Annotated in this window: 18 protein-coding genes; 2 read left to right on the top strand and 16 right to left on the bottom strand. The window is 53.1% G+C overall.

The genetic code is table 11. The features are described 5' to 3' along the window. Positions 1-44: 44 nt before the first annotated feature. The 9 genes from P8H26_RS03610 to P8H26_RS03570 all read right to left on the bottom strand — a co-directional run bounded on the left by P8H26_RS03610 (position 45) and on the right by P8H26_RS03570 (position 10,714). Entirely contained in the window at positions 45-998 is a 954-nt protein-coding gene (locus P8H26_RS03610) for an ABC transporter permease (protein WP_289631478.1), read from the bottom strand. Positions 999-1,037: 39 nt separating this feature from the next. Next, entirely contained in the window at positions 1,038-2,504 is a 1,467-nt protein-coding gene (locus P8H26_RS03605) for an ABC transporter substrate-binding protein (RefSeq protein ID WP_289631551.1), read from the bottom strand. A gap of 121 nt (positions 2,505-2,625) precedes the next feature. Next, positions 2,626-3,369 carry a glucose 1-dehydrogenase gene (locus P8H26_RS03600; RefSeq protein WP_374708217.1) on the bottom strand — a complete coding sequence of 248 codons (744 nt, stop codon included), beginning with the start codon at positions 3,367-3,369 and terminating at the stop codon, positions 2,626-2,628. Between the two features lie 42 nt (positions 3,370-3,411). Continuing rightward, positions 3,412-4,851 (bottom strand): aldehyde dehydrogenase family protein, encoded by a 1,440-nt coding sequence (locus P8H26_RS03595; protein ID WP_289631476.1) that lies wholly within the window; start codon positions 4,849-4,851, stop codon positions 3,412-3,414. A gap of 37 nt (positions 4,852-4,888) precedes the next feature. Next, positions 4,889-5,662, bottom strand: coding sequence for an enoyl-CoA hydratase (locus tag P8H26_RS03590; RefSeq protein ID WP_289631474.1), 774 nt, complete (start codon positions 5,660-5,662; stop codon positions 4,889-4,891). Further along, a complete protein-coding gene (gene mmsB / locus P8H26_RS03585; RefSeq protein ID WP_289631473.1) occupies positions 5,659-6,555 on the bottom strand; it encodes a 3-hydroxyisobutyrate dehydrogenase in 897 nt (298 codons plus the stop codon). The genes P8H26_RS03590 and mmsB overlap by 4 nt, the downstream gene beginning before the upstream one ends. After that, positions 6,552-7,700 carry an isobutyryl-CoA dehydrogenase gene (locus P8H26_RS03580; RefSeq protein WP_289631472.1) on the bottom strand — a complete coding sequence of 383 codons (1,149 nt, stop codon included), beginning with the start codon at positions 7,698-7,700 and terminating at the stop codon, positions 6,552-6,554. Before P8H26_RS03580 ends, mmsB begins: the two co-directional genes overlap by 4 nt. Before the next feature lie 17 nt (positions 7,701-7,717). Continuing rightward, entirely contained in the window at positions 7,718-9,469 is a 1,752-nt protein-coding gene (locus P8H26_RS03575) for an AMP-binding protein (protein ID WP_289631471.1), read from the bottom strand. A 60-nt stretch (positions 9,470-9,529) separates the two neighbouring features. Further along, complete coding sequence (locus tag P8H26_RS03570) at positions 9,530-10,714, bottom strand: acetyl-CoA C-acyltransferase (protein WP_289631470.1); 1,185 nt, start codon at positions 10,712-10,714, stop codon at positions 9,530-9,532. 141 nt (positions 10,715-10,855) lie between these two features. Here P8H26_RS03570 and P8H26_RS03565 point away from each other — a divergent pair, with 141 nt between their 5' ends. Continuing rightward, the gene (locus P8H26_RS03565; protein ID WP_289631469.1) at positions 10,856-11,857 is read left to right on the top strand and encodes an AraC family transcriptional regulator; all 1,002 of its coding nucleotides are present in this window, start codon (positions 10,856-10,858) and stop codon (positions 11,855-11,857) included. On the opposite strand, the gene P8H26_RS03560 is transcribed toward P8H26_RS03565, so the two are convergent. From P8H26_RS03560 to P8H26_RS03530, 7 genes are all read right to left on the bottom strand, one after another. Further along, on the bottom strand, positions 11,824-12,753 hold the full coding sequence (locus P8H26_RS03560; protein ID WP_289631468.1) for a GntR family transcriptional regulator: 930 nt from the start codon (positions 12,751-12,753) through the stop codon (positions 11,824-11,826). The two genes, P8H26_RS03565 and P8H26_RS03560, sit on opposite strands and share 34 nt — an antisense overlap. Positions 12,754-12,859: 106 nt before the next feature. Further along, complete coding sequence (locus tag P8H26_RS03555; protein WP_289631466.1) at positions 12,860-13,648, bottom strand: phosphatase PAP2 family protein; 789 nt, start codon at positions 13,646-13,648, stop codon at positions 12,860-12,862. 65 nt (positions 13,649-13,713) lie between these two features. Then, positions 13,714-14,712: a DUF535 family protein gene (locus P8H26_RS03550; protein WP_289631465.1), complete on the bottom strand. Its 999-nt coding sequence runs from the start codon at positions 14,710-14,712 to the stop codon at positions 13,714-13,716. Positions 14,713-14,902: 190 nt separating this feature from the next. Beyond that, positions 14,903-16,093 carry an ATP-binding protein gene (locus P8H26_RS03545; RefSeq protein ID WP_289631464.1) on the bottom strand — a complete coding sequence of 397 codons (1,191 nt, stop codon included), beginning with the start codon at positions 16,091-16,093 and terminating at the stop codon, positions 14,903-14,905. Then, positions 16,090-16,788 (bottom strand): response regulator transcription factor, encoded by a 699-nt coding sequence (locus P8H26_RS03540; protein ID WP_289631463.1) that lies wholly within the window; start codon positions 16,786-16,788, stop codon positions 16,090-16,092. Before P8H26_RS03540 ends, P8H26_RS03545 begins: the two co-directional genes overlap by 4 nt. Before the next feature lie 194 nt (positions 16,789-16,982). Next, positions 16,983-17,921: a hypothetical protein gene (locus P8H26_RS03535; protein WP_289631462.1), complete on the bottom strand. Its 939-nt coding sequence runs from the start codon at positions 17,919-17,921 to the stop codon at positions 16,983-16,985. Positions 17,922-18,001: 80 nt separating this feature from the next. After that, entirely contained in the window at positions 18,002-18,820 is an 819-nt protein-coding gene (locus tag P8H26_RS03530; protein WP_289631461.1) for a sugar phosphate isomerase/epimerase, read from the bottom strand. 401 nt (positions 18,821-19,221) lie between these two features. Between P8H26_RS03530 and P8H26_RS03525 the strand changes: the two genes are divergently transcribed. Next, positions 19,222-20,856, top strand: a complete 1,635-nt coding sequence (locus P8H26_RS03525) for an ABC transporter substrate-binding protein (protein ID WP_289631460.1) — start codon at positions 19,222-19,224, stop codon at positions 20,854-20,856. Positions 20,857-20,906 lie beyond the last annotated feature (50 nt).

The raw sequence follows: 20,906 nt of genomic DNA, 5'->3' as shown, positions 1-20,906 counted from the left end.
TGATAACAGACCTCTTACGGGTTTTCGGCTTTCCGTGACAATGCTCAAGCGCGCCCTCCTGCCCTCAGGCGCGGATCAAGAAAACCATAGGCCAGATCCACCAGAAAATTCACTGCGATGACACTTGCCGCCAGCAATGTGACCAGCGACTGCACCACGATCAGATCACGCTGAGCGATGGACTGGAAAATCAAACGCCCCAGTCCGGGCAGATTAAATACGTTTTCTATAATGATCGTACCTGCCAGAAGAAAGGAAAATTGCAGACCCAGAATGGTCACAACCGGTATCAGCGCATTCGGGGTTGCGTGTTTCCACAAGGCAGCCTGACGGCTCAAGCCTTTGGCGCGTGCAGTGCGCACAAAATCTTCGTTTAAACTTTCCAGCACAGCCGAACGGGTCACCCGTGCCAGAATTGCCCCCAACGGCAAGGCCAGTGCCACCGCAGGCAGGATCAATGAACGGGTTCCCGTCCATAAACCATCTTCCCAACCTGCAAAACCCGAAGCGGGAAACCAGCCAAGATAGAGCGCAAAAAACAGGATCAGCAAAAGACCAAGCCAGAAATTAGGAACAGCGACACCGATCTGCGCCACACTCATGCCAACCACATCCGCGGCCTGACCACGTTTTGCAGCTGCCATGACACCAAGCGGTATGGCAATAACCAATGAGAGGATCATAGCCAGCACAGCCAGCGGCAATGTCACCAGCACCCGTGGTGCGACCAGCTCGCTCACAGGCACAGAATATGTGTAGCTGGTGCCGAAATCTCCGGTGAAAAATCCGGAAATCCAGTTGAAATAACGCAGCATCAACGGCGCATCAAGACCAAGCTGTTTTTGCAAAGCCGCCAGAGTGTCGGGCTGCGCATTAATCCCCAGCATCACCGCCGCCGGATCACCCGGCAAAACCTGCATCAGCAGAAACACCACCACAGAGGCCGCAAGCGTTGTCAGGATCAGCGCGATCAGACGCCCTGTAAAATAACGCAACAAATGCGGCCTCCTTTAAAATGCAAAATACAAAAAACGTGGTTATTCAGACCAGTAAACACGGGTCAGATCATTGGCTGGTATGGTCTGGTTTTTCCACATACCAATGAGCTTTTTATCCCAGACACCGATCTTTGGCAGAGCATAGAGAAATACATTCGGCTCATCCTCCGCCAGTTTGCGCTGCAACTGCCCCAAAAGATCAAGCTGCTGTTTCTCATCTGCGGCCTCAGAGAACTGCTTATAAAGTGCCTTATAGTCAGCGCTGTTATAGTTGAAATAATATTTATCCCGCGCGTAGATATCGAGATCGCGGGTTTCCACATGGGCGATAATTGTCGCGTCAAAATCGCTGCGGGCAAAAACCTGATCCAGCCATTGCGCGAATTCAACCGGCACCAGCTTTGTTTCAATCCCGACTTCAGCCAGCATGGCGGCAATCACTTCACCACCACGGCGCGCATAGGCAGGCGGCGGCAGCATAATCGTGACGGATGTACCCGCCGGCACACCAGCCTCGGCCAGCAATGCCTTGGCTTTTGCCACATCATAAGGATAGGTATTGCTCAAATCCACATAACCGGGTTCAGCCGGTGTGTAATGCGCACCAATGATTTTCGCCAGACCGGTTGTAATGGCTTCCTGCACTACATTGCGGTCAATCGCATGTGCCAAAGCGCGGCGCACGCGCACATCATCGAAGGGTTTGCGGGCATTGTTCAGCGACATGATGACTTTGCCAGCCGTTGAACCAATCTCAACCGCAAGCCGCGCATCATCGCGCAGACGGCTGATCAGCTCCGGTGCCGGAAATTCCGGAAATGCATCGATGTCACCGGCCATCACTGCAGCTGCGGCTGCGGACGGATCACTGATAAAGCGGAAGGTGACAGCGGAGAGTTTGGCCTGCTCACCCCAATAATCAGGGTTGCGCTCGAATTCGATCCGGTCGCCCTGCACCCAGCGTTTGAATTTAAAAGGGCCGGTACCAACCGGATTGGTTTTATTACCGGCAATACTATCGGGTGCCATCATCACCGCATCTCCCCAGCCCATCCCAAACAGGAAGGTTGAAGACGGACGCTTCAATGTTATCACGGCTGTCGCCGGATCAGGACATTCGGTTTTCGCAATCGGCGCAAACAGCGCCTTTTGCGCATTGGTTGAATCCGGTGCCGCCGCACGGTCATAGGTAAACTGAACCACAGAACAGTCAAAAGCCGTACCGTTGTGGAACTTCACCCCTTCACGCAATTTGAAACTATAGGTCAGGTTATCCGGTGAGATTGTCCAGCTCTCCGCAAGACCCGGCTGCACCATGCCGTTCTCATCAATTCTCACCAAACCTTCGTAAAGATTATTCAGCGTCAGTCTGCGGATGGAGGCGGCAGCATTGGCCGTTGGATCCAGCACAGGCGGTTCCAGAACTTCACCAACGACCAGCTTGTCTTTTGCAAAGCCTGCACCGGACGCAGCCACAACAGCAATCCCCGTCATTGCTGCCAGCATTATCTGTCCGGACAAAAATTTAAACCGCATTGCCTGTCCCCCTTGTTGATGATTATTGCCTGCCAACTTTATCGCGAACTCTTGAGAGTTCAAATGCTTATCACATTCAGACATAATAGTTTTAAATTGATCTACCTCCGTCCACATCCAATGCAACGCCGGTAATCATATTGGCTGCGGATGAGCAGAGAAACAGGGCGCTTTCTGCCAAATCTTCCGGTTGCAGCAGACGACCAAGCGGAATTGATGCGCGAAATTTCGCCCGCATTTCCTCACTATCCTCCCCCATAAAGGTTGTGAGTAATGGTGTTTCACCAGCCACAGGATTAAGCGCGTTCACACGGATATTATGGGCTGCAAGCTCTATGGCCAGCGCCTTTGTGGCTGAAACCACCCAGCCTTTTGTCGCATTATACCAGGTCAGATTGGGACGCGGACGCGCCGCGCCGGTGGATGCAACATTGAGAATGACGCCGCCGCCATTGCCTTTAAAATGTGGGATCAGGGCACGGGTCATCAGATAAATCCCGCGAATATTAACTCCGACAATCCGATCAAACTGATCCGGATTGATATCTTCCGCCGGTTGCGGCTTATGGCCGATACCCGCGTTGTTGATCAGAATATCAATCCTGCCAAACTTCATCTGTGCCTGCCGCACGGCTTCCGCGACATCATTTTCCGATGCAATATCCGCTTCAACGGCCAGTGCTTTTTCACCGATTTCAGCCGCAACGCGTTTGGCACCTGCCATATCACGATCAACAATCACCACGGCTGCCCCCTCACGGGCAAATTTACGCGCCATAGCCTCGCCGAAGCCTGACCCCGCGCCGGTGATTACAGCTGTTTTATTTTCAAGCATACCGCTCATCACAATACCCTTTTTACCCGCTTACCCGCGCACTCATCCGTGAAACACAGAAATGGTTTTCATCGTGGCAAAACCATACAGCGCTTCAAAACCCTTTTCGCGCCCGTGACCAGAGCGTTTTACCCCGCCAAAGGGCAGTTCGATACCGCCGCCTGCCCCGTAATTATTGATAAAAACCTGCCCCGCCTGCACCGCATGAGCCATGCGCAGCTGACGCGCACCATCTCCCGTCCACACCCCGCAAACCAGCCCGTACGGTGTGCTGTTGGCAAGTGCCACCGCCTCTTCTTCCGTATCAAAGGGCATGATCACCTGCACGGGGCCGAAAATCTCTTCCTGTGCCAATCTGTGCTGCGGCGGCACATCGCGGATCAGTGTGGGGCGTACATAGCAACCACCCTGCGGTGCATCTTCCGCAATCGCGCCCTGTGCCGCGATCTGCAAACCATCCTGCTCGGCCAGTTGCAGATAGCCCTCAATAATCATCTTCTGCCGCCGCGATACCACAGGCCCCAGATCATAATCATTCAGCGCCGCGCCTGCCTGTAAACGGCGATACCGTTCACTCATACCGGCAATAACCTGCTCATAGATTTCACGCTGCACCAATATGCGCGAAGATGCCGAGCAGGTCTGCCCCGCATTCTGAATACCTGCATTAACGAGAAACGGCAGCGCCCGCTCAATATCTGCATCCGCAAACACGATTTGCGGAGATTTTCCGCCGAGTTCCAGCGTTACCGGCACAGCATTTTTTGCCGCGGCGGTCTGCACTGCGGCACCGGTTTGAAGCGAGCCGGTGAAGGAAATATGATTGACATGCGCATGGGAAGACAAAGCAGCGCCAGCCTCTGCGCCCAGCCCCGTCACCACATTCAGCGCACCGGCAGGCAACCCTGCCTCAAAGGCAATACGTGCGAATTCAAGAATGCTCAGGCAGGCTTCCTCCGCCGGTTTCACCACGGCCGCATTGCCCATTGCCAGCGCCGCACCAAGACTGCGGCCAAGAATCTGCATGGGATAATTCCAGGGAATAATATGCCCCGTCACACCATGCGGTTCAAAAACGGTCAATACCGTAAAACCGTTTTGATAGGGCAGCGTATCGCCGTGCACCTTGTCGGCCGCTCCTGCGTAAAACTCCAGATAGCGTGCCAGCGCCACCACATCAGCGCGCGCCTGCACTAAAGGCTTGCCGACATCGTGCGCTTCAAGCTCGCTGAGAGTATCAATCTCGCGCAATACTGCACCTGATATTTTATGCAAGATACGGCCGCGTTCCGTTGCCGTCAGTTGTCCCCATGTGCCGGACAAGGCATTGCGGGCGGCATTCACAGCCAGATCAATATCGGCCTCAGTACCGCGCGCGATCACAGCAAGATCACTGCCGTCTGACGGATTTTGCAGGATTAAAACTCCGCCCTGAACGGCATCCTGCCTCACATTATTGATGAAATTTCCGTATCGCCGCATGTGCACCTCTCCCCCGACTAACATTACCTGTCAGCTCTTATCTATGCAGAAAAAACGGATCCCGTTTTTCAATAAAAGCACTCATCCCTTCTTTCTGATCATGATTTGCAAAACCGGAATGAAACAGACGGCGCTCAAACCTGATGCCTTCTGCCAATGTTGTCTCATAGGCAGTGTTAACAGCTTCTTTCGCCATCATCACAACCGGCAAGGATTTTTCTGCAATGGAGGATGCCACGCTTAAAGCTTCTTCAAGCAACTGGCCTGCCGGAATGATACGGGAAACAAGGCCGCAGCGCTCGGCCTCATCCGCCTCCATCATCCGTCCCGTCAGGCACATTTCCATCGCCTTGGACTTGCCGACAAAACGAGTAAGCCGCTGAGAGCCGCCCATGCCCGGAATAACGCCAAGACGAATTTCCGGCTGGCCAAATCGGGCATTATCTGCCGCCAGAATAAAATCACACATCATCGCCAGTTCGCAGCCGCCGCCCAGCGCATAGCCCGCAACGGCCGCGATAACCGGCTTCCGGCATGCGGTAAAACGCTCCCACTCGCCGAACCAGTCTGCCGCGAACATGGTGCTGAAATCCTGCACCTGCATTTCCTTAATATCCGCACCGGCGGCAAAGGCTTTGGCAGAGCCGGTCAGTACAATACAACCCACATGCTCATCTTTATCCGCCGCCTCTGCTGCTACGATCAGCTCTGCCGCCAATTGCCGGTTCAGCGCATTCAGCGCTTGCGGGCGGTTGAGCGTTATCAGCAACACACGGCCATGCATTTCAGTAAGGATCGTTTCATAACTCATGATGCATCCTCCTTGCCGCGCAATAGACGGATAATACCGGAGAAATCCTCTCCGCCAGAACCAAGCGCGTTGAACAGATTATAGAGTTGCGCAGCCTCCGCCCCCAGCGGCGTAGTTGCGCCCACGGAAGCGGCAGCCTCCTGCGCCAGTTTCAAATCTTTCAGCATCAGACTTGCGGCAAATCCGGGTTGATAATTCCTGTTGGCAGGCGAAGTTGGCACCGGCCCTGCCACCGGACAATTGGTGGTCAGCGCCCAGCACTGTCCGGAAGATACGGATGCCACATCAAATAAAGCCTGCTGGGACAGACCCAGCTTTTCACCCAGCACAAAAGCCTCGCACACCCCGATCATGGATATGCCGAGGATCATATTGTTGCAGATTTTCGCCGCCTGCCCTGCGCCCGCATCACCACAATGCACGATGCGTTTTCCCATTGTGCTGAGAATAATCTCCGCCCTGTCAAAAGCGGATTTTTCGCCACCAGCCATAAAGGTAAGCGTTGCCGCTGTTGCACCAACCACACCACCGGAAACCGGTGCATCAATGCTTGGCAACCTATGCTCTGCGGCCAATTGATGGGCTTTTCGGGCGCTATCGACATCAATGGTCGAGCAATCAATCAACAGTGTATTCGGCGAAACCAGCACCAGCAATTCGCGCCAGACATTCAGCACATGAGAACCCGCAGGCAACATGGTGATAATGGCACCTGCGCCTTGCACAACTTGCGCTACATTCTCCGCAATCTGAACACCGTTTTCTTTAGCTGCTTGTTTTGATGCTTCGACCAGATCAAAGCCACGCACGGCGAATCCTGCCTTGACGAGATTGGCCGCCATTGGCCCGCCCATATGACCGAGGCCGATAAAACCAATAGTCTTGCTGCTCATTTGCCTCTCCCGTTTAGTAGCTCACGAGCGATAATCACCCGCATGATCTCATTGGTGCCTTCCAGAATTTGATGCACGCGAAGGTCGCGCACCAGCTTTTCCACGCCATACTCGCTCAAATAACCATAGCCGCCATGCAGTTGCAGCGCCTGATCGGCGACGTTAAATCCGGCGTCGGTGACAAAACGCTTGGCCATAGCGCAGAGTTTCACCGCATCGGCATCGCGCCGATCAAGGGCACGGGCGGCACGGTGCAAAAATGTGCGCGCCACTTCAAGTTCCGTGGCCATATCGGCAAGACGGAATTGCAATGCCTGAAACTGATGCAGTTTTGAGCCGAACGCTTTACGCTCATCCATATAGGTCAGCGCTTTGTCAAAAGCGGCCTGCGCCCCGCCAAGCGAGCAGGCTGCAATATTCAACCGCCCGCCATCAAGCGCAGACATGGCTATTTTAAAGCCCAGCCCTTCGGTGCCGATCAGGTTCTTTGCGGGCACGCGCACATTATCCAGCATCACCGTGCGCGTTGGCTGGGCTTTCCAGCCCATCTTCCTCTCATTGGCTCCGAAGGAAAGACCTGCTGAATCTTTCGGCACAATAAAGGCCGAAATGCCCTTTGCTCCTGCCACGCCGGTACGCGCCATCACGATATAAATATCACTTACACCGGCACCGGAGATGAATTGCTTCTGCCCTGTGATCAGATAATCATCGCCGTCACGAACAGCTTTGGTGCTAAGATTGGCCGCATCTGAACCACAGGCCGGTTCGGTCAGACAATAGCTGGCAATCAGTTCCATTGGGTTCATTCGTGGAAGCCATTGCTCACGTTGTTCATCCGACCCGTAAGAATCCACAATCCATGCGCACATATTATGGATCGAAAGGAACGAAGCGATGACCGGACAGCCCTGCGACAGCGCCTCAAAAATCAGCGCGGCATCCATACGGGTCAGGCCGGAACCGCCGACATCATCACGGATATAAATACCGCCCATGCCGAGTGCTGCTGCCTTGCGCAATACATCGACGGGAAAATGCTTATGCTCATCCCATTCCAGAGCATGAGGCACCAGCTCCTGCGCGGCAAAATCCGCAGCCATAGCAAAAATACTACGCTGCTCCTCGCTAAGTTCACCGGACATGGTTCTCTCCTCTCCCGTCATGCTCTTGCTCTGTTACGGCCAACGCTCAGTTCCGGAAATTCAGTTTCGCAGAAGGCAACACCGCGAAAAACATCGTCCTGCACGCCCTCCCGCTCAAAACGGCGCAGCTGCACACGGCGGATTTTTCCGGAGATTGTCTTGGGTAATTCGCGCACAAATTCCACCGAGCGAATACGCTTGAAGGGTGCCAGACGCTCATTGGTATATTGCAACACAGACAGTGCAGTCTCACGCGTGGGCTCCTCACCGGCGCGCAACAAAATATAGGCTTTAGGTACAGATAAACGGATCGGATCATCCACCGGAATAACCGCCGCTTCGGTTACTGCATCATGCTCCAGCAGCACACTTTCCAGTTCAAAAGGGCTAATGCGATAGTCCGAACATTTAAACACATCATCGGCGCGACCGACAAAATGCAAATATCCGTCCTCATCCTGATAGGCGACATCGCCGGTGCGGTAGACTGTGCCATCTGTGCCGGTTAATGCACCATCCTGCCCCTGATAGCCCTGCATCAAACCTGCCGGATGTTTGTCACCCAACATCAGACAAACCTCCCCTTCCTGCGCAGCATGACCATCGCCATCAAGGATCACCACCTCATAACCCGGCAATGGTCTGCCCATAGCGCCACTCTTGACCATTTGTGCAGGGCTGTTGGCGACCTGTGCAGTCGTTTCCGTCTGGCCATAGCCGTCACGAATGGTCAGCCCCCATGCTTCGCGCACCTGATCAATAACCTCAGGATTGAGCGGTTCACCGGCGCCCACCACTTCACGCAGGCTCATTTTGCAGGCTTTGAGGTCTTCCTGTATCAGCATGCGCCACACGGTCGGCGGAGCACAAAGCGTGGTCACGGCACAGTGCTGCATTTGCGCCAGCAAGACCTTGGCGCTGAAAGCAGGCTGGTTGATAACCAGCACTGTGGCTCCGGCATTCCACGGTGCAAAAAACGAGCTCCACGCATGTTTCGCCCAGCCGGGGGATGAGACATTGAGATGGATATCAGCCGGCTGCAACCCCACCCAATACATGGTCGAAAGAGAACCAACCGGATAGCTGCGGTGACTGTGGCGCACCAGTTTTGGCTTGGCAGTGGTGCCGGAGGTAAAATAGAGCAGTAGCGGATCATGCGGCTGTGTTTCACCATCCGGTGTAAAATCAGACGATTGGGTAAATGCCTCGTTATAATCGTGCCAGTTGCTGCTCTCTGCCGCGTGACCGTTTGGCACCTGAATGCGCAGCACATTCCCCCCTGCCAGTCCTTCGCATTTCAGCAGTTGATCGCCGGTTGCCAGCACAGCACGGGCACAGCCACGCTCAAGCCTGTCTGACAATTCGTCCGCTGTCAGCAATGTGGTCGCAGGAATAACAATGATACCAAGTTTCATCGCTGACAACATCACCTCCCATAATGCAGGCACATTGCCAAGCAGTACCAGAAGATGATCGCCGCGTTTAAGCCCTAGACTGCGCAGATAATTGGCAACCTGATTTGAACGCCTGCTCAGACCGGCGAAACTCTGTCTGATCTCGGTTCCTGTTGCCGTATCAACAATCCACAGTGCCGTCTGGTCGCGGCTTTGCGGATTGCTTGCAAGTTCCACATCAAACCAATCCAGCGCCCAGTTGAAAGGCAGCGCCTCCGGCCAGACAAAACCGGCCTTTGCGACAGTATAATCCTCGCGGTGCTGCAACAGGAAATCACGTGCATTTTTAAAATTTTCTGTACTCAGTCTCCTCATGCAATCCTCCCAAAATGCATAAATCACTGTGTCTGCGACCATATAAAGCCGCGCTGATTTTCAGGTGAAACGCTCTACCGCTATGGCTGTTGCTTCACCGCCGCCGATGCAGATACCGGCAACGCCGCGCCTCAGATCATGGGTCTGCAAGGCTGCCAGCAATGTCACCAGAATACGCGCGCCGGATGCACCAATCGGATGACCAAGCGCGCAGGCACCGCCATGAATATTTACTTTCTCTGCAGGCAGGTTCAGCTCCTGCATCGCAGCCATCGTCACCACGGCAAAAGCCTCATTGATCTCAAACAGATCAACATCATTCGCAGTCCAACCGGTTTTGTCGAAAAGCTTACCGATAGCGCCAACGGGCGCGGTCACAAACAAACGCGGTTCATGGGCATAGCTGGTCTGTGCAACAATCCGTGCCAGCGGGGTCAGCCCGCGCTGTTCCGCCTGCGATAAACGCATCAGCACCAGTGCCGCCGCACCATCGGAAATTGAACTGGAATTGGCTGCCGTGACCGTGCCATTTTCCCGAAAAGCAGGGCGCAGAAACGGAATTTTTTCCGGCCGTGCTTTAGCCGGTTGTTCATCCATATCAATCAGATGTGCAGAATTGCCACTTCCCGCAATCACCGGCGCAATCTCCCACGCAAAATAACCGCGCTCCAACGCGGTCTGTGCACGCTTTAACGAGCGCAGAGCAAATTCATCCTGCGCTGTGCGGCTGAACTGAAAAGCTTCTGCGTAATCCTCGGCAAAACTTCCCATCAGACGGCCTTTTTCATAGGCATCTTCCAGCCCGTCGAAAAACATGTGATCGGTAATTTTGCCATGTCCCATGCGGTAGCCGCCACGGGCTTTATCCAGCAAATAAGGTGCATTGGTCATGCTCTCCATGCCACCGGCCACGATAATATCCGCACTATCGCCTGCCAGCATATCATGCGCCAGCATCACTGCTTTCATGCCGGAGCCGCACATTTTATTGATGGTTGTCGCACCCGATGCCACGGGAATACCGGCAGCGATTGCGGCTTGCCGTGCGGGTGCCTGCCCCTGACCGGCAGATAGCACACAGCCCAGCAAGGTCTCCTCAATATCGTGCAGCGTTATTCCTGCCCGTTCAATCGCGGCTTTGATTGCCGTTGCGCCGAGATCTGCCGCCGGCAATGCGCTGAAAGCGCCCTGAAAAGCACCCAGAGGCGTGCGTGCCATGCCAACAATAACCACCGGATCGGCCATCTGTGCTTCCTTCCAAAACTGCAAATTCGGATGAAGAAGCGATCAGCCTAGCCCCAAGGTCTATGGTAAGGGATGACAGTTTATACTTTATTTTTTGATCGGTTTTGCCATACTGCTGTTGAGGGGCGGCAGGAGAAGACAATGATCGGCAGCGGTTTTGTTGATGATGCGCTGGCAGCGTTGCAGCAGTATGCGCCTGCGAAAACTGACTCTGCGCTGGCTGCTGCAGGTATTAATGCAAACGCCTTGCTGCAACCGGATTTTAAACTGGATGCCGCGCATTATGCCCGCCTCTGGCTGGCGATTGCTGATGAAATTCAGTGCGAGTTCTTCCGCTTCGGCCAGCGTCCGATGCCGCCCGGAAGTTTCGCCATGCTGTGCCATGCCGCTCTTTCCAGCGACAATCTCGAACATGCCATCCGCCGCTCTTTACGGTTTTTCACTCTGCTCATCGGGGAGCCGAAGGGAGAACTTATCCTGCGGGACGGGCTTGCCGTTATTGTCTTGCGCGAGGTTAGCCCCGCGCGTCCGGCCTTTGCATACCGCACCTTTTTTCTCATTCTTTACGGCGTGTTGTGCTGGCTGGTAAAACGCCGTCTGCCTATCCACGATATTGGCTTTCGCGGGACACCACCGGCAGAACGCCCCGACTATCTTGATTTTTTCGGCACCAGAGTGCGTTTCTTCAGTCAGGAAACCAGCCTTGCTTTTGACCCCGCTCTGCTGTCCCTCAAAATTCATCGCAGCAAAGCGGCATTGCGGCAGTTTCTGGCACAGGCACCAGCCAATATTCTGCTGCGCTACCGTTATGATCGCGGTAGTGCCTCAGCGATCCATAAAATGCTGCGCGAAACCCCGCCTGCCGACTGGCCGGATTTTGCCGGAGCAGCAAAAATCCTGCACATATCCGAGCCGACTTTACGCCGCCATTTGCAGGCAGACGGCATGAGCTACAGCAGCCTCAAAGAAGAATTGCGCCGCCAATATGCGCTGAGCTGGTTGCAGGAGAGCGACAAATCTGTAGGAGTGATTGCAGCGGAACTCGGTTATGCGGAGCCGAGTGCTTTCCACCGTGCTTTCAAAAAATGGACCGGCACCAGCCCTGCACTTTACAGATCATCACGGCTGGAACGGGAGATATGACGGCGCAATAAAGCCGCCGCAAAATTAATATCCCCGTCCTGAATAGCCCGCAAAATGGCGATATGATCATGGCAGGCATCATGCAGGCGCTTCTCACTCAGCTTACTGAAATCCGCATACTCTGTCATGCGGCGCAGGCTGCTTTGCCAGCGCACGGACTGGGTGAAAAACCGGTTATTCGCCCATGAAACAATGGTCTCATGAAAAGCCGCATTGGCATGGAACCATGCATCCTTGGTCAACTGCCCGACCGGCAGGTCAAGCAATGCCTGCTGCTGCCGCAACAAAGCCTGTAACTGATCCTCCTGCGGGGCATAATCCGGCTGCATCAGTGCACCGCACTCCACCACAAGGCGGAATGTATAGCTCTCCTGAACCGCGCGTTCATTGTCCAGCGACTCTGTAAAACGCCAGCCATGCCCGGGCAGACGCTCTGCCAGCCCCTCCGCTGAAAACCGCATCAAAGCCCGCCGCACGGCACCCCGTGTTGCCTTGAACTGCTCAACGAGCTCCGTTTCCGAAACTTCAGCACCAATTGTGCCGTTTGCCCGTGCTGTCATCAGATCATTATAGAGATTGGTATTTTCTGATTCAGGGATCAGCTGGTCAATCAGCTCTCTCTCGGACAGCATACGGATCAGATGATACCCCTTGCCCGCCACATGTGCGACAAGGCCGTATTCTGTGAGCAGGTTCAGTACATAGCGCACAGGCGAGCGGGAAACATTCAGTTCCCGCGACAAGGCCGCATCAGACATGCGCTCCTGTATCTGCCACTTACCTGAGCCGATCAGCGCCAGTATTTTGCGCGCGACATCCGCCTGCAAGCCACTCAGCTCCCAGTCAAAACCGGCTGCTTCAGCTGTATTTTCTTTGGATTCCTGCCGTGCGCTCATGAGCCATTTCTGTTTTTTGTTAAAACATAATCCAGACATCGTATTTTGCACAGCTATGCACGAGCATCAGCTCATCCGCAAGAGAGAGGATTATAGTCCGCCAAAATCAAAAACGGGAGGAGCGTATGCGTTTTCCGATACGCACAACTGAGCGGTCAATCTGTAGAGCATGTCGCTGAAAAACCGGCCATAACCAAGCCATCACGATAGCTACAAACAACCATGACAAAATAACATCCGATAGAAAATGCGCGCCCATAACAATCCGGTTCAGCGAGAAAATCAGTACCGCAACCATCGTCAGCACCAATAGCGGCAGACGATAAAACCCGCTTAGAACAAGCGGAATAGTCAGCATAGCCATAGCACTTGCGGATTCCCCTGACGGGAATGAACAACTACGCTGACAGCTATTGGCAATTTGCCATGCCGGACTAAAAAGCAAATTGCCGCCAAACTCCATAATCTCATTCGGACGGGCACGGCCAACCAGATATTTCAGACCATGAACAATTGCCGCTGCCCCGATGGCATAGACTGAAAGAATATAAAGCAGCTTATGCGGCGCGGGCAAATAACGCCTGTTGAACAGTGCCTGCATAACCAGCGCGAACAATAAAGCGGGAACAATGATCGCTGGCAACGTGCGATGCAGATCACGCAATGCCAATAGATACTGGTTATCATGAAGATTAAAATTACCGGTTGCATCAACAAACCAGCCGGAGACGGTAATATCCGTCAGTGGTACGATCATGAATGCAAAGCTGACGAGGATTGTCGTCCGTATTAAATAGTTGCACCAGAGGTTGCCACCCTCGCGGACAGCTTTCTGATCTGATGCATAGGACACTGTTTCCCTAACAGCTGCCGGTAAATTATGATTCATAGCCATAAAAACTCACGCACAAAAAAATATAATAAAAACAAAACATAAATATAGATCACGAGGTAATTCTCTCATGTTACTGCGGCTCGAACTGCAATGACCATTCGTTTTCCGGTCAGCAAAAACGCTGATTTACAAAGATCGCGTTGCGTCGCCTCCTGAGGAAACTCCTGATTGCGCAACTGCAAAGCAAAGCCAAAGCGAGTGCAGGGTTGCCCGCCGCGTTCTATCCAGTAGCGATCAAGATCGGACACCATTCTTCTGCGGCGCATATTGCTGCGGAAATTGATAACGTGATTAGCATTGCCGACGGCCAGAAAGTGCTCAGCACCTCTTTCCCGGGCTATGCCTTCGGCAATCAGCAACATTGCATCTTTAGGACGAAGGCCATGCAGATCGCGCGTAGCATCAATCATCGCGCGCTTGGCACCGTCACCGCTTGCACCCTGCAAGCCACCGATTGCCACCGTCACGCAACTCTCATGGCTGGCATCATGACCGGATACAAAAATGAAACTGAGCATGCACAACAATGCCTGATCTCTGCAACGGCTCAGGCTGATCGTAAAAGCACCTTCATGGCGCGCACCGGCATGATCAGAGAGATGGAGCAAAATTTCATAAGTCTCGCGCTTGCCCTGCACTGTAGCGCAATTGATCTGCCCGCCCTTCCAGAGTTGATGCAAATCATCAACCGCCATCACTTGTCCGGCGAGAATAAAATGGTTTTGCAGCAAGTTCAGCCGTTCGCGGGGCGACGCCCTGTAATGGAAAAAATTCGGAATTGCTTTGCGCATCAGATCATCATGCGGCTGGCTCAATTGATACCGTATTGCAAAATCATTCAGGAACCGGAACCAGCGCAGTGATAATAGCGGGTTTGCTGTCAGCCTCAGGGTGAGTGCTGCGGCCTTTCTGAAGCGCATCCGTGAGCACAGACCAAGCACCTGCCTCAGTACACGCCCGTAGCGCACAGGAGACAAAGCTGACACCGGTGCCGTCCATTGCGGGCGTTGCTGTGCAACGGGCAACCGGTTTTCAGTTTTATGACATTCGGTATGATAGGACACAGCACAATCTCACGTTTCACAAACGTGATGTGCAGCAGGACTGTCAAGATTTAACCGGCAAATTATGTGAGCCGTTTTAAGGCATATTGCAGAACAATATGCTTTTGGATTTTTTATGTTTTGCCATGTTTGCAACCGACAAATCTGCCAGTTGCATGAACTTGTTTTGTATTAACAGAGAGGGGTTTTCTCAGGCTGTTTCGCCCGTAATTTTACTCTCAGGCATATGGCGCGGAAAAATCATTGTGACGGATGCACCGCCTGCTGCAAATGTAGCCTGCTCCATCCGGCCACCATGAGCTGTAACGATAGCCTGCACGATAGACAGACCCAACCCTGAACCGCCGGTTGCTCTGGAGCGCGACGGCTCACCACGCCAGAACACATCAATAGCATGACCTGCAAATTCCTGAGCAAATCCGGGGCCGCGGTCAACCACCCGCAAAAACGCCTCATCCTTATTCAGATAACCACACTCACAACGCAAATATTTTCCTGATGCAGCATAGCGGCAGGTGTTTTCAACCACGGCCAGTAAAGCCTGTCGTAAACGCTGACTGTCCGCCGGTATGATTGCTTTTTTCAGATTGGTTTCCAGCACCATCCCTGCCTCAGACAATAACGGGCGGGATGCCTGCAGAACCTGTTCGGCAGCCTGCGCAATATCCACATCACAGCGTTCCGTCACCAGCTTCTGGCTCGCAGCCAGCGATAATGTACGCAGATCATTAATCAGCCGTGACAAGCCTTCAACCTGCGTCAGCAAATCTTCGATGCGACCGTCATCGCGGGGGAAAATTTTATCCGCCATTCCCTGAAGCGTACCCTGAACGATTGTCAGCGGTGTGCGCAACTCATGCGCGACAGCCATTGTATTAAACCGCAACCGGCGCTCCATATTTTCCAGCTCTTCGGCCAACGCGTTAAAACGGTTGATGAGTAAGACCACCTCTCCTGTTCCCTTGACGGTCTCAGGAACACGAACCGAAAAATCCCCCTCGCGCAGATTATTCACAATCCGTGTTAATTTCTCCAGCGGGCGGCTGATCTTGCGGGCAAGCCAGAAGCCGATCAGACTGCAAATAAAAGCGGCCAATAATCCGAATTTAAGTACCAGCAGATAAAGCTGTGCCTCGCCTTCCTCATGAAGCGGTTCTAATTGCTGGACAAGCGCAAGAAAGTCCGCCTCTTTCGGCAGCTCGCCTTTTTCCAGCTTATAATATGCCTGCCGGGCATTCTCGGTCAGCATACCCAGATATTCCTGCTCTTTCAGCTCCTGCACCCACATGATGCCGAAAAAGATGATCCCCAGACTTAGAAGCAGCATAGCTGCTGTGACAAGCGCGGAAACTGTGCTCAGAGACAGGCGTGATATTTTCATCGGGGCTCCGCCAGACGATAGCCAATGCCGCGTACAGCAGGGAACAAATCTGACGGCCCGCCCGCAAGTTCAATTTTCCGGCGCAGATTGGCGATATGCGTATCAATCGTGCGAACCAGCGCATCACTCTGTGGCAGGCAGGCATCCAGAAGATCATTACGGGGGAACGCATGCGTAGGCCTGCGGATCATATGCGCAAGAATACGAAACTCACTCAGGGTCAAAGGCAGAAGCTGCCGCTCTGTCTCCGTATCTGTAAACGCTGCATGGGCGTCAAAATCAACAAGGATATTCTCAAACCGGATTGTGCTGCTGCCGGCATTATTCCGCGTGCGCCGCAGCACTGCATTAACACGCGCCACCACTTCCTGCGGGTTAAACGGCTTGATCACATAATCATCCGCACCCAGACGCAGACCGGAAAGGCGGTCAAGATCCTCAGCCAGCGCACTGACCATAATCACCGGAATATTGCTCTCGCGCCGCAAACGTGCCAGCACCTCAAAACCATCATGTTTAGGCATGCGGACATCCAGCAAAACCAGATCCGGTGTCAGCATCGTATGATGACGCAGCGCGATTTCTCCGTCGGCCGCACAGACCGTGCGAAACCCGTCACGGATCAGATAAGCTTCCAGAATACCGGCAATAGCCGGTTCATCCTCAACAATCAGTATCAGGCCTTTATCAAGCATTGCGCACCTTCATACCCTGATCTCACTTCTCTAAAGCTCTGTGTTTCCGGTTTCAGTGTCATCCTGTCCGGAAAAACAGTTGCAATTATAAGACGATTGTCAAGATTGTGTCTGCAAATGCTGAGTGATCAGATAGCAATACAAAACTCTCCGCGCCTGAAAGACTGAATTATGTATCAGACGGCCGCTTTTCGTCAGTTTCCCGCTTCGGATACGGGGGCATATCGCGTGGTCATTGTCAGTGTTTTTTGCAACGCACCCAGCATAGCCAGCGGCGTATCAACCGAGCTCTGTGGTGAGAAAGCCGGATCAAATTTGAGATTGATATCTGCCTCGGCTTTCGGATGCGGCAGATCAGAGATCAGACGGCTAAGTGCCTGTTTGCTCTCAGCATCAATCATTTTCGCAGACAGGCCTGCGACAAAGGCCAGCGCCATTGCACGGTATTTTTCAACTTCCGGCTCCGGATCGTCGTTATGGCCAATCATCGCCACAACTGTCGCCATAACATAATTTGCAAAGAAGCCCTGATCGTCGAGTTTGGTCGAAATCTCGCGAATTTTCATAGTTTCCAGAGAGGAGGTCTGCGCTCCGAGAATATCGAAACGCGGCAGTTCAGACAATTCGACAGTTGCAGATGACAGCACTTCACCAATATATTTTCCGGAGAAGCGCGCTTCATTCACGCGAAAGGTTTTGCTGCTCTCATCCCATTGATAAGCCAGTTTCAGATCAAAACCATTCTGCTGAATTTTGCTCAAATACCGCATCCCAGGAAAACTGGTCGGCCAGTATCCGACAGACTTGATCGAGATTTCACCCCATTCCGGCCAGTATTCAGCGTCTTTTTCCAGCGGAGCACTACGGATTTCAACGGTTTCGGCTGACCAGCTCTGATAGGTTCCGGCATCGATGGTGACATTGCTGAGTGTGCAGCCATCTGCGCGATAGGCAATTTCTGCACCATTCAGCAGTGAAGACAAATCCGCCTCAGCGAAAATAGCCGCGCAAGGGCCTTCCGCCTTAACCTGTTCCTGCTTCTGCGGTTCTGCCGGATTTTGTTGTGCAAGCACTGTACCTGTCCATAAAGCAGACAGAAGACAGGCAGACAAAACCGGACGCAAAACAGACATAACAGGCTCCTTAAAATGCAACGTCCCGCCGGTGTAACACTGGCAGGACGCAACAACAATTCTTTTCAACCGCAAACGGCTTACTGTCCGAGACCGATAACTTCCAGATATTTCATCGATTTTTTGATGTCGTTATGGTCACGCATTTCCAAAATCAGACGCGGATTGCTGTCATATTGCTTGAGTGCTGCAAAAACGGCTTTCCAGTTCACTGTGCCGTCACCGGTTGCCCAATGGCGGTCTGCATAGCCGTCTGCATCCTGCAAATGCACATGCTGAAGACGGTTCGCTGCCGCATGAACAAAATGATCAACAGGCGCCGCACCGGTATTGCCATGCGCATAATGGGCATGACCGGTATCAATCGACACAGCCACGGAAGACGAGTTAAAGCTGTCCGCCAGTTTCAGACGTTCAAACGGATTGATGTCTTCAATATTCTCGATAACAAAAGTCACGCCCATATTTTCTGCACGGCGCAAAGCCGGTGTCAGTGCAAGATGAGTATTTTCAGTGATTTCTTCACGTCCTTTAAAACCATCATCCAGATGATTGTGCGCCCATGTGGTGAACGGGCTATGGATCACGATCTGATCTGCACCGAGGAATTCACAGACATCCAGCGCCTGATTGAGACGCTTCTGCACAACGGTGCGTACATCCGGATCCGGCGTATCAATAGTAAAACCCCAGAACGGGCCGTGAATGCCCAAACGTCCCTGATGACCGTCCAACTGTTTTTTGACTTCTTCAGCCATAGGCTTCCAGTCGCCGCGCAGAATGTCTGCATCAATAAAGCTCTGGATCTCAAGATCACGCGGCTTTTCCAGATACCAGTCGCGATGAACCGGCATTTCCTCAACCAAAAGAGCAGCACCAATAATCGGCAATTCAGACATTGTTTCGTCCTCGGGTAATAATCAGATAGCCACACTTTTTGAAGAATGGCGCCAAAATGCGATGCACAGAACAGTCCTATCATATGCACCGATATAACGGCGCTGCAACTCTGCCAGCAACCGCATGGCGCGCTCTTGCCTGCACTATGTGTCAGGCGTTTTACAGGCTTGTGCAAAGTTGCATGCAAAACTCCTTAAATACAAAAAATTCATAAATAATTCATACGGTTGCACGGAACAAACCCGCTGTCAGCAGAATGTCACGAAACGATAAAATCAAATTTATACCTCTGTCACACAGGGCGCCTATTCCGCTGCCAGCCCATGCTGACACCGGTTTTACCTCCCTATTCTTAATGGCCGGACGGCGTGACATTTCTGTCAACAACGGGAGACCTTTGATGGTTTCGATTAACCGGCGCAATGCACTTGGCCTGATCGGCTTCGGCGCAGCCTCTTTGACCCTGCCACGCTTTGCCATTGCGCAGAGCAATGACCGTCCTTCCATCACCATTGCGGTGCAGAAAGTATCCAACTCCAATACACTTGATGTGTTGCGCGAGCAGTCCAATGTGGGCGAGCGCGTGTTCTTCTCGCAATTATGGGAAGCACTGATCGAGATTGACTGGATCAACAATCTCGGCCGTATTCCGGGTCTTGCCACCGAGTGGAAGCGCATTGACGATCAGACTGTTGAACTGAAACTGCGTCAGGGCGTGAAGTTCCACAATGGCGATGAAATGACCGCCGAAGATGTGGCCTTCACATTCAGCGCCGACCGCATGTTTGGAGACACCAAGCCGAATACCGGTGAAACCCTGCGTGTGACAGAGGTCAACCCGACCAACCGCGAGAGCAAAGAACTGCCACCGGAAGTGCCCGCCACTGCGCGCCGCAATTTTCCGTCGCTGCTCGGCGTTGAGATCGTTGATAAATATACCGTGCGTTTTAAAAACGGTACGCCGGATATCACACTGGAAGGCCGTATTTCGCGTTACGGTAGCCAGATTATGAACCGCCGCGCCTATGAAGAAGCCAGCAGCTATCTGGACTGGGCACGCAAGCCTGTGACCAGCGGCCCTTATAAAATTGTGGAATTCAAGCCGGACAATTACCTGCAACTCGAAGCCCATGACGACTATTGGGGCGGTCGCCCGCCGCTGAAAAGCATTCGCTTTGTCGAAGTGCCGGAAGTGGCTTCCCGCGTGAATGGTCTTCTGTCCGGTGAATATGATTTCGCCTGCGATATCCCGCCGGATCAGATCGAAAACATCGAGAAAAATCCGGAATTTGAAGTTCTCGGTGGCGCGGTTCTGAACCATCGTCTGACCGTGTTCGACAAAAATCATCCGCAGCTTGCCAGCCCGCTGATCCGCCGCGCCTTCACCCATGCGATTGACCGTCAGGCCATCGTTGAAAGCCTGTGGGCAGGCCGCACGCAAGTTCCGGCCGGTCTGCAATGGCCTTATTATGCGGATATGTTCATCAGTGACTGGACTGTGCCGGAATATAATCCGGACCTCGCCCGCCAGTTGCTCAAAGAAGCCGGTTATAAGGGCGATCCGATCCCTTATCGTCTGCTCAACAATTACTACACCAACCAGACCGCAACCGGTCAGATTCTGGTGGAGATGTGGCAGCAGGCCGGTCTCAATGTTGAGATCGAGATGAAGGAAAACTGGCAGCAGGTGCTGGAACAGACCCCGACCCGCGCGGTGCGCGACTGGTCGAACTCTGCTCCGTTTAATGATCCGGTTTCCTCTATCGTCAGCCAGCACGGTCCGAACGGTCAGCAGCAGCAGGTCGGCGAGTGGACAAACAAAGAAGTGAATGAACTCTCTGGCTTCCTTGAAACCAGCATGGATCAGGGCAAGCGCCGTGAAGCTTTCAAGCGCATGCTGGAAATCTGCGAGCGTGAAGATCCGGCCTATACAGTTCTGCATCAGAACGCGACCTTCACCGCCAAGCGTAAATCCGTGAAATGGAAAGCCGCACCGGCTTTCGCTATGGAATTCCGCAAAAACAACTGGGGCTAAGGCCTGTGAGCCATGCGGGTGTCAGCATCCGCATGGCTTTTCTTTTTTAT

The sequence above is a fragment of the Pseudochrobactrum sp. sp1633 genome (assembly GCF_030376605.1).
Lineage (GTDB): Bacteria > Pseudomonadota > Alphaproteobacteria > Rhizobiales > Rhizobiaceae > Pseudochrobactrum.
This window is presented reverse-complemented; position numbering and strand designations above follow the sequence as displayed.

Coding starts and splice junctions, on each gene's coding strand:
- P8H26_RS03545 (WP_289631464.1), bottom strand. CDS start 16,093: ATGAAAATATCACGCCTGTCTCTGAGCACAGTTTCCGCGCTTGTCACA.
- P8H26_RS03595 (WP_289631476.1), bottom strand. CDS start 4,851: ATGCGGCGATACGGAAATTTCATCAATAATGTGAGGCAGGATGCCGTT.
- P8H26_RS03570 (WP_289631470.1), bottom strand. CDS start 10,714: ATGGCCGATCCGGTGGTTATTGTTGGCATGGCACGCACGCCTCTGGGT.
- mmsB (WP_289631473.1), bottom strand. CDS start 6,555: ATGAGCAGCAAGACTATTGGTTTTATCGGCCTCGGTCATATGGGCGGG.
- P8H26_RS03540 (WP_289631463.1), bottom strand. CDS start 16,788: ATGCTTGATAAAGGCCTGATACTGATTGTTGAGGATGAACCGGCTATT.
- P8H26_RS03560 (WP_289631468.1), bottom strand. CDS start 12,753: ATGAGCGCACGGCAGGAATCCAAAGAAAATACAGCTGAAGCAGCCGGT.
- P8H26_RS03565 (WP_289631469.1), top strand. CDS start 10,856: ATGATCGGCAGCGGTTTTGTTGATGATGCGCTGGCAGCGTTGCAGCAG.
- P8H26_RS03590 (WP_289631474.1), bottom strand. CDS start 5,662: ATGAGTTATGAAACGATCCTTACTGAAATGCATGGCCGTGTGTTGCTG.
- P8H26_RS03575 (WP_289631471.1), bottom strand. CDS start 9,469: ATGAGGAGACTGAGTACAGAAAATTTTAAAAATGCACGTGATTTCCTG.
- P8H26_RS03530 (WP_289631461.1), bottom strand. CDS start 18,820: ATGTCTGAATTGCCGATTATTGGTGCTGCTCTTTTGGTTGAGGAAATG.
- P8H26_RS03555 (WP_289631466.1), bottom strand. CDS start 13,648: ATGGCTATGAATCATAATTTACCGGCAGCTGTTAGGGAAACAGTGTCC.
- P8H26_RS03600 (WP_374708217.1), bottom strand. CDS start 3,369: ATGCTTGAAAATAAAACAGCTGTAATCACCGGCGCGGGGTCAGGCTTC.
- P8H26_RS03525 (WP_289631460.1), top strand. CDS start 19,222: ATGGTTTCGATTAACCGGCGCAATGCACTTGGCCTGATCGGCTTCGGC.
- P8H26_RS03605 (WP_289631551.1), bottom strand. CDS start 2,504: ATGCTGGCAGCAATGACGGGGATTGCTGTTGTGGCTGCGTCCGGTGCA.
- P8H26_RS03535 (WP_289631462.1), bottom strand. CDS start 17,921: ATGTCTGTTTTGCGTCCGGTTTTGTCTGCCTGTCTTCTGTCTGCTTTA.
- P8H26_RS03580 (WP_289631472.1), bottom strand. CDS start 7,700: ATGTCCGGTGAACTTAGCGAGGAGCAGCGTAGTATTTTTGCTATGGCT.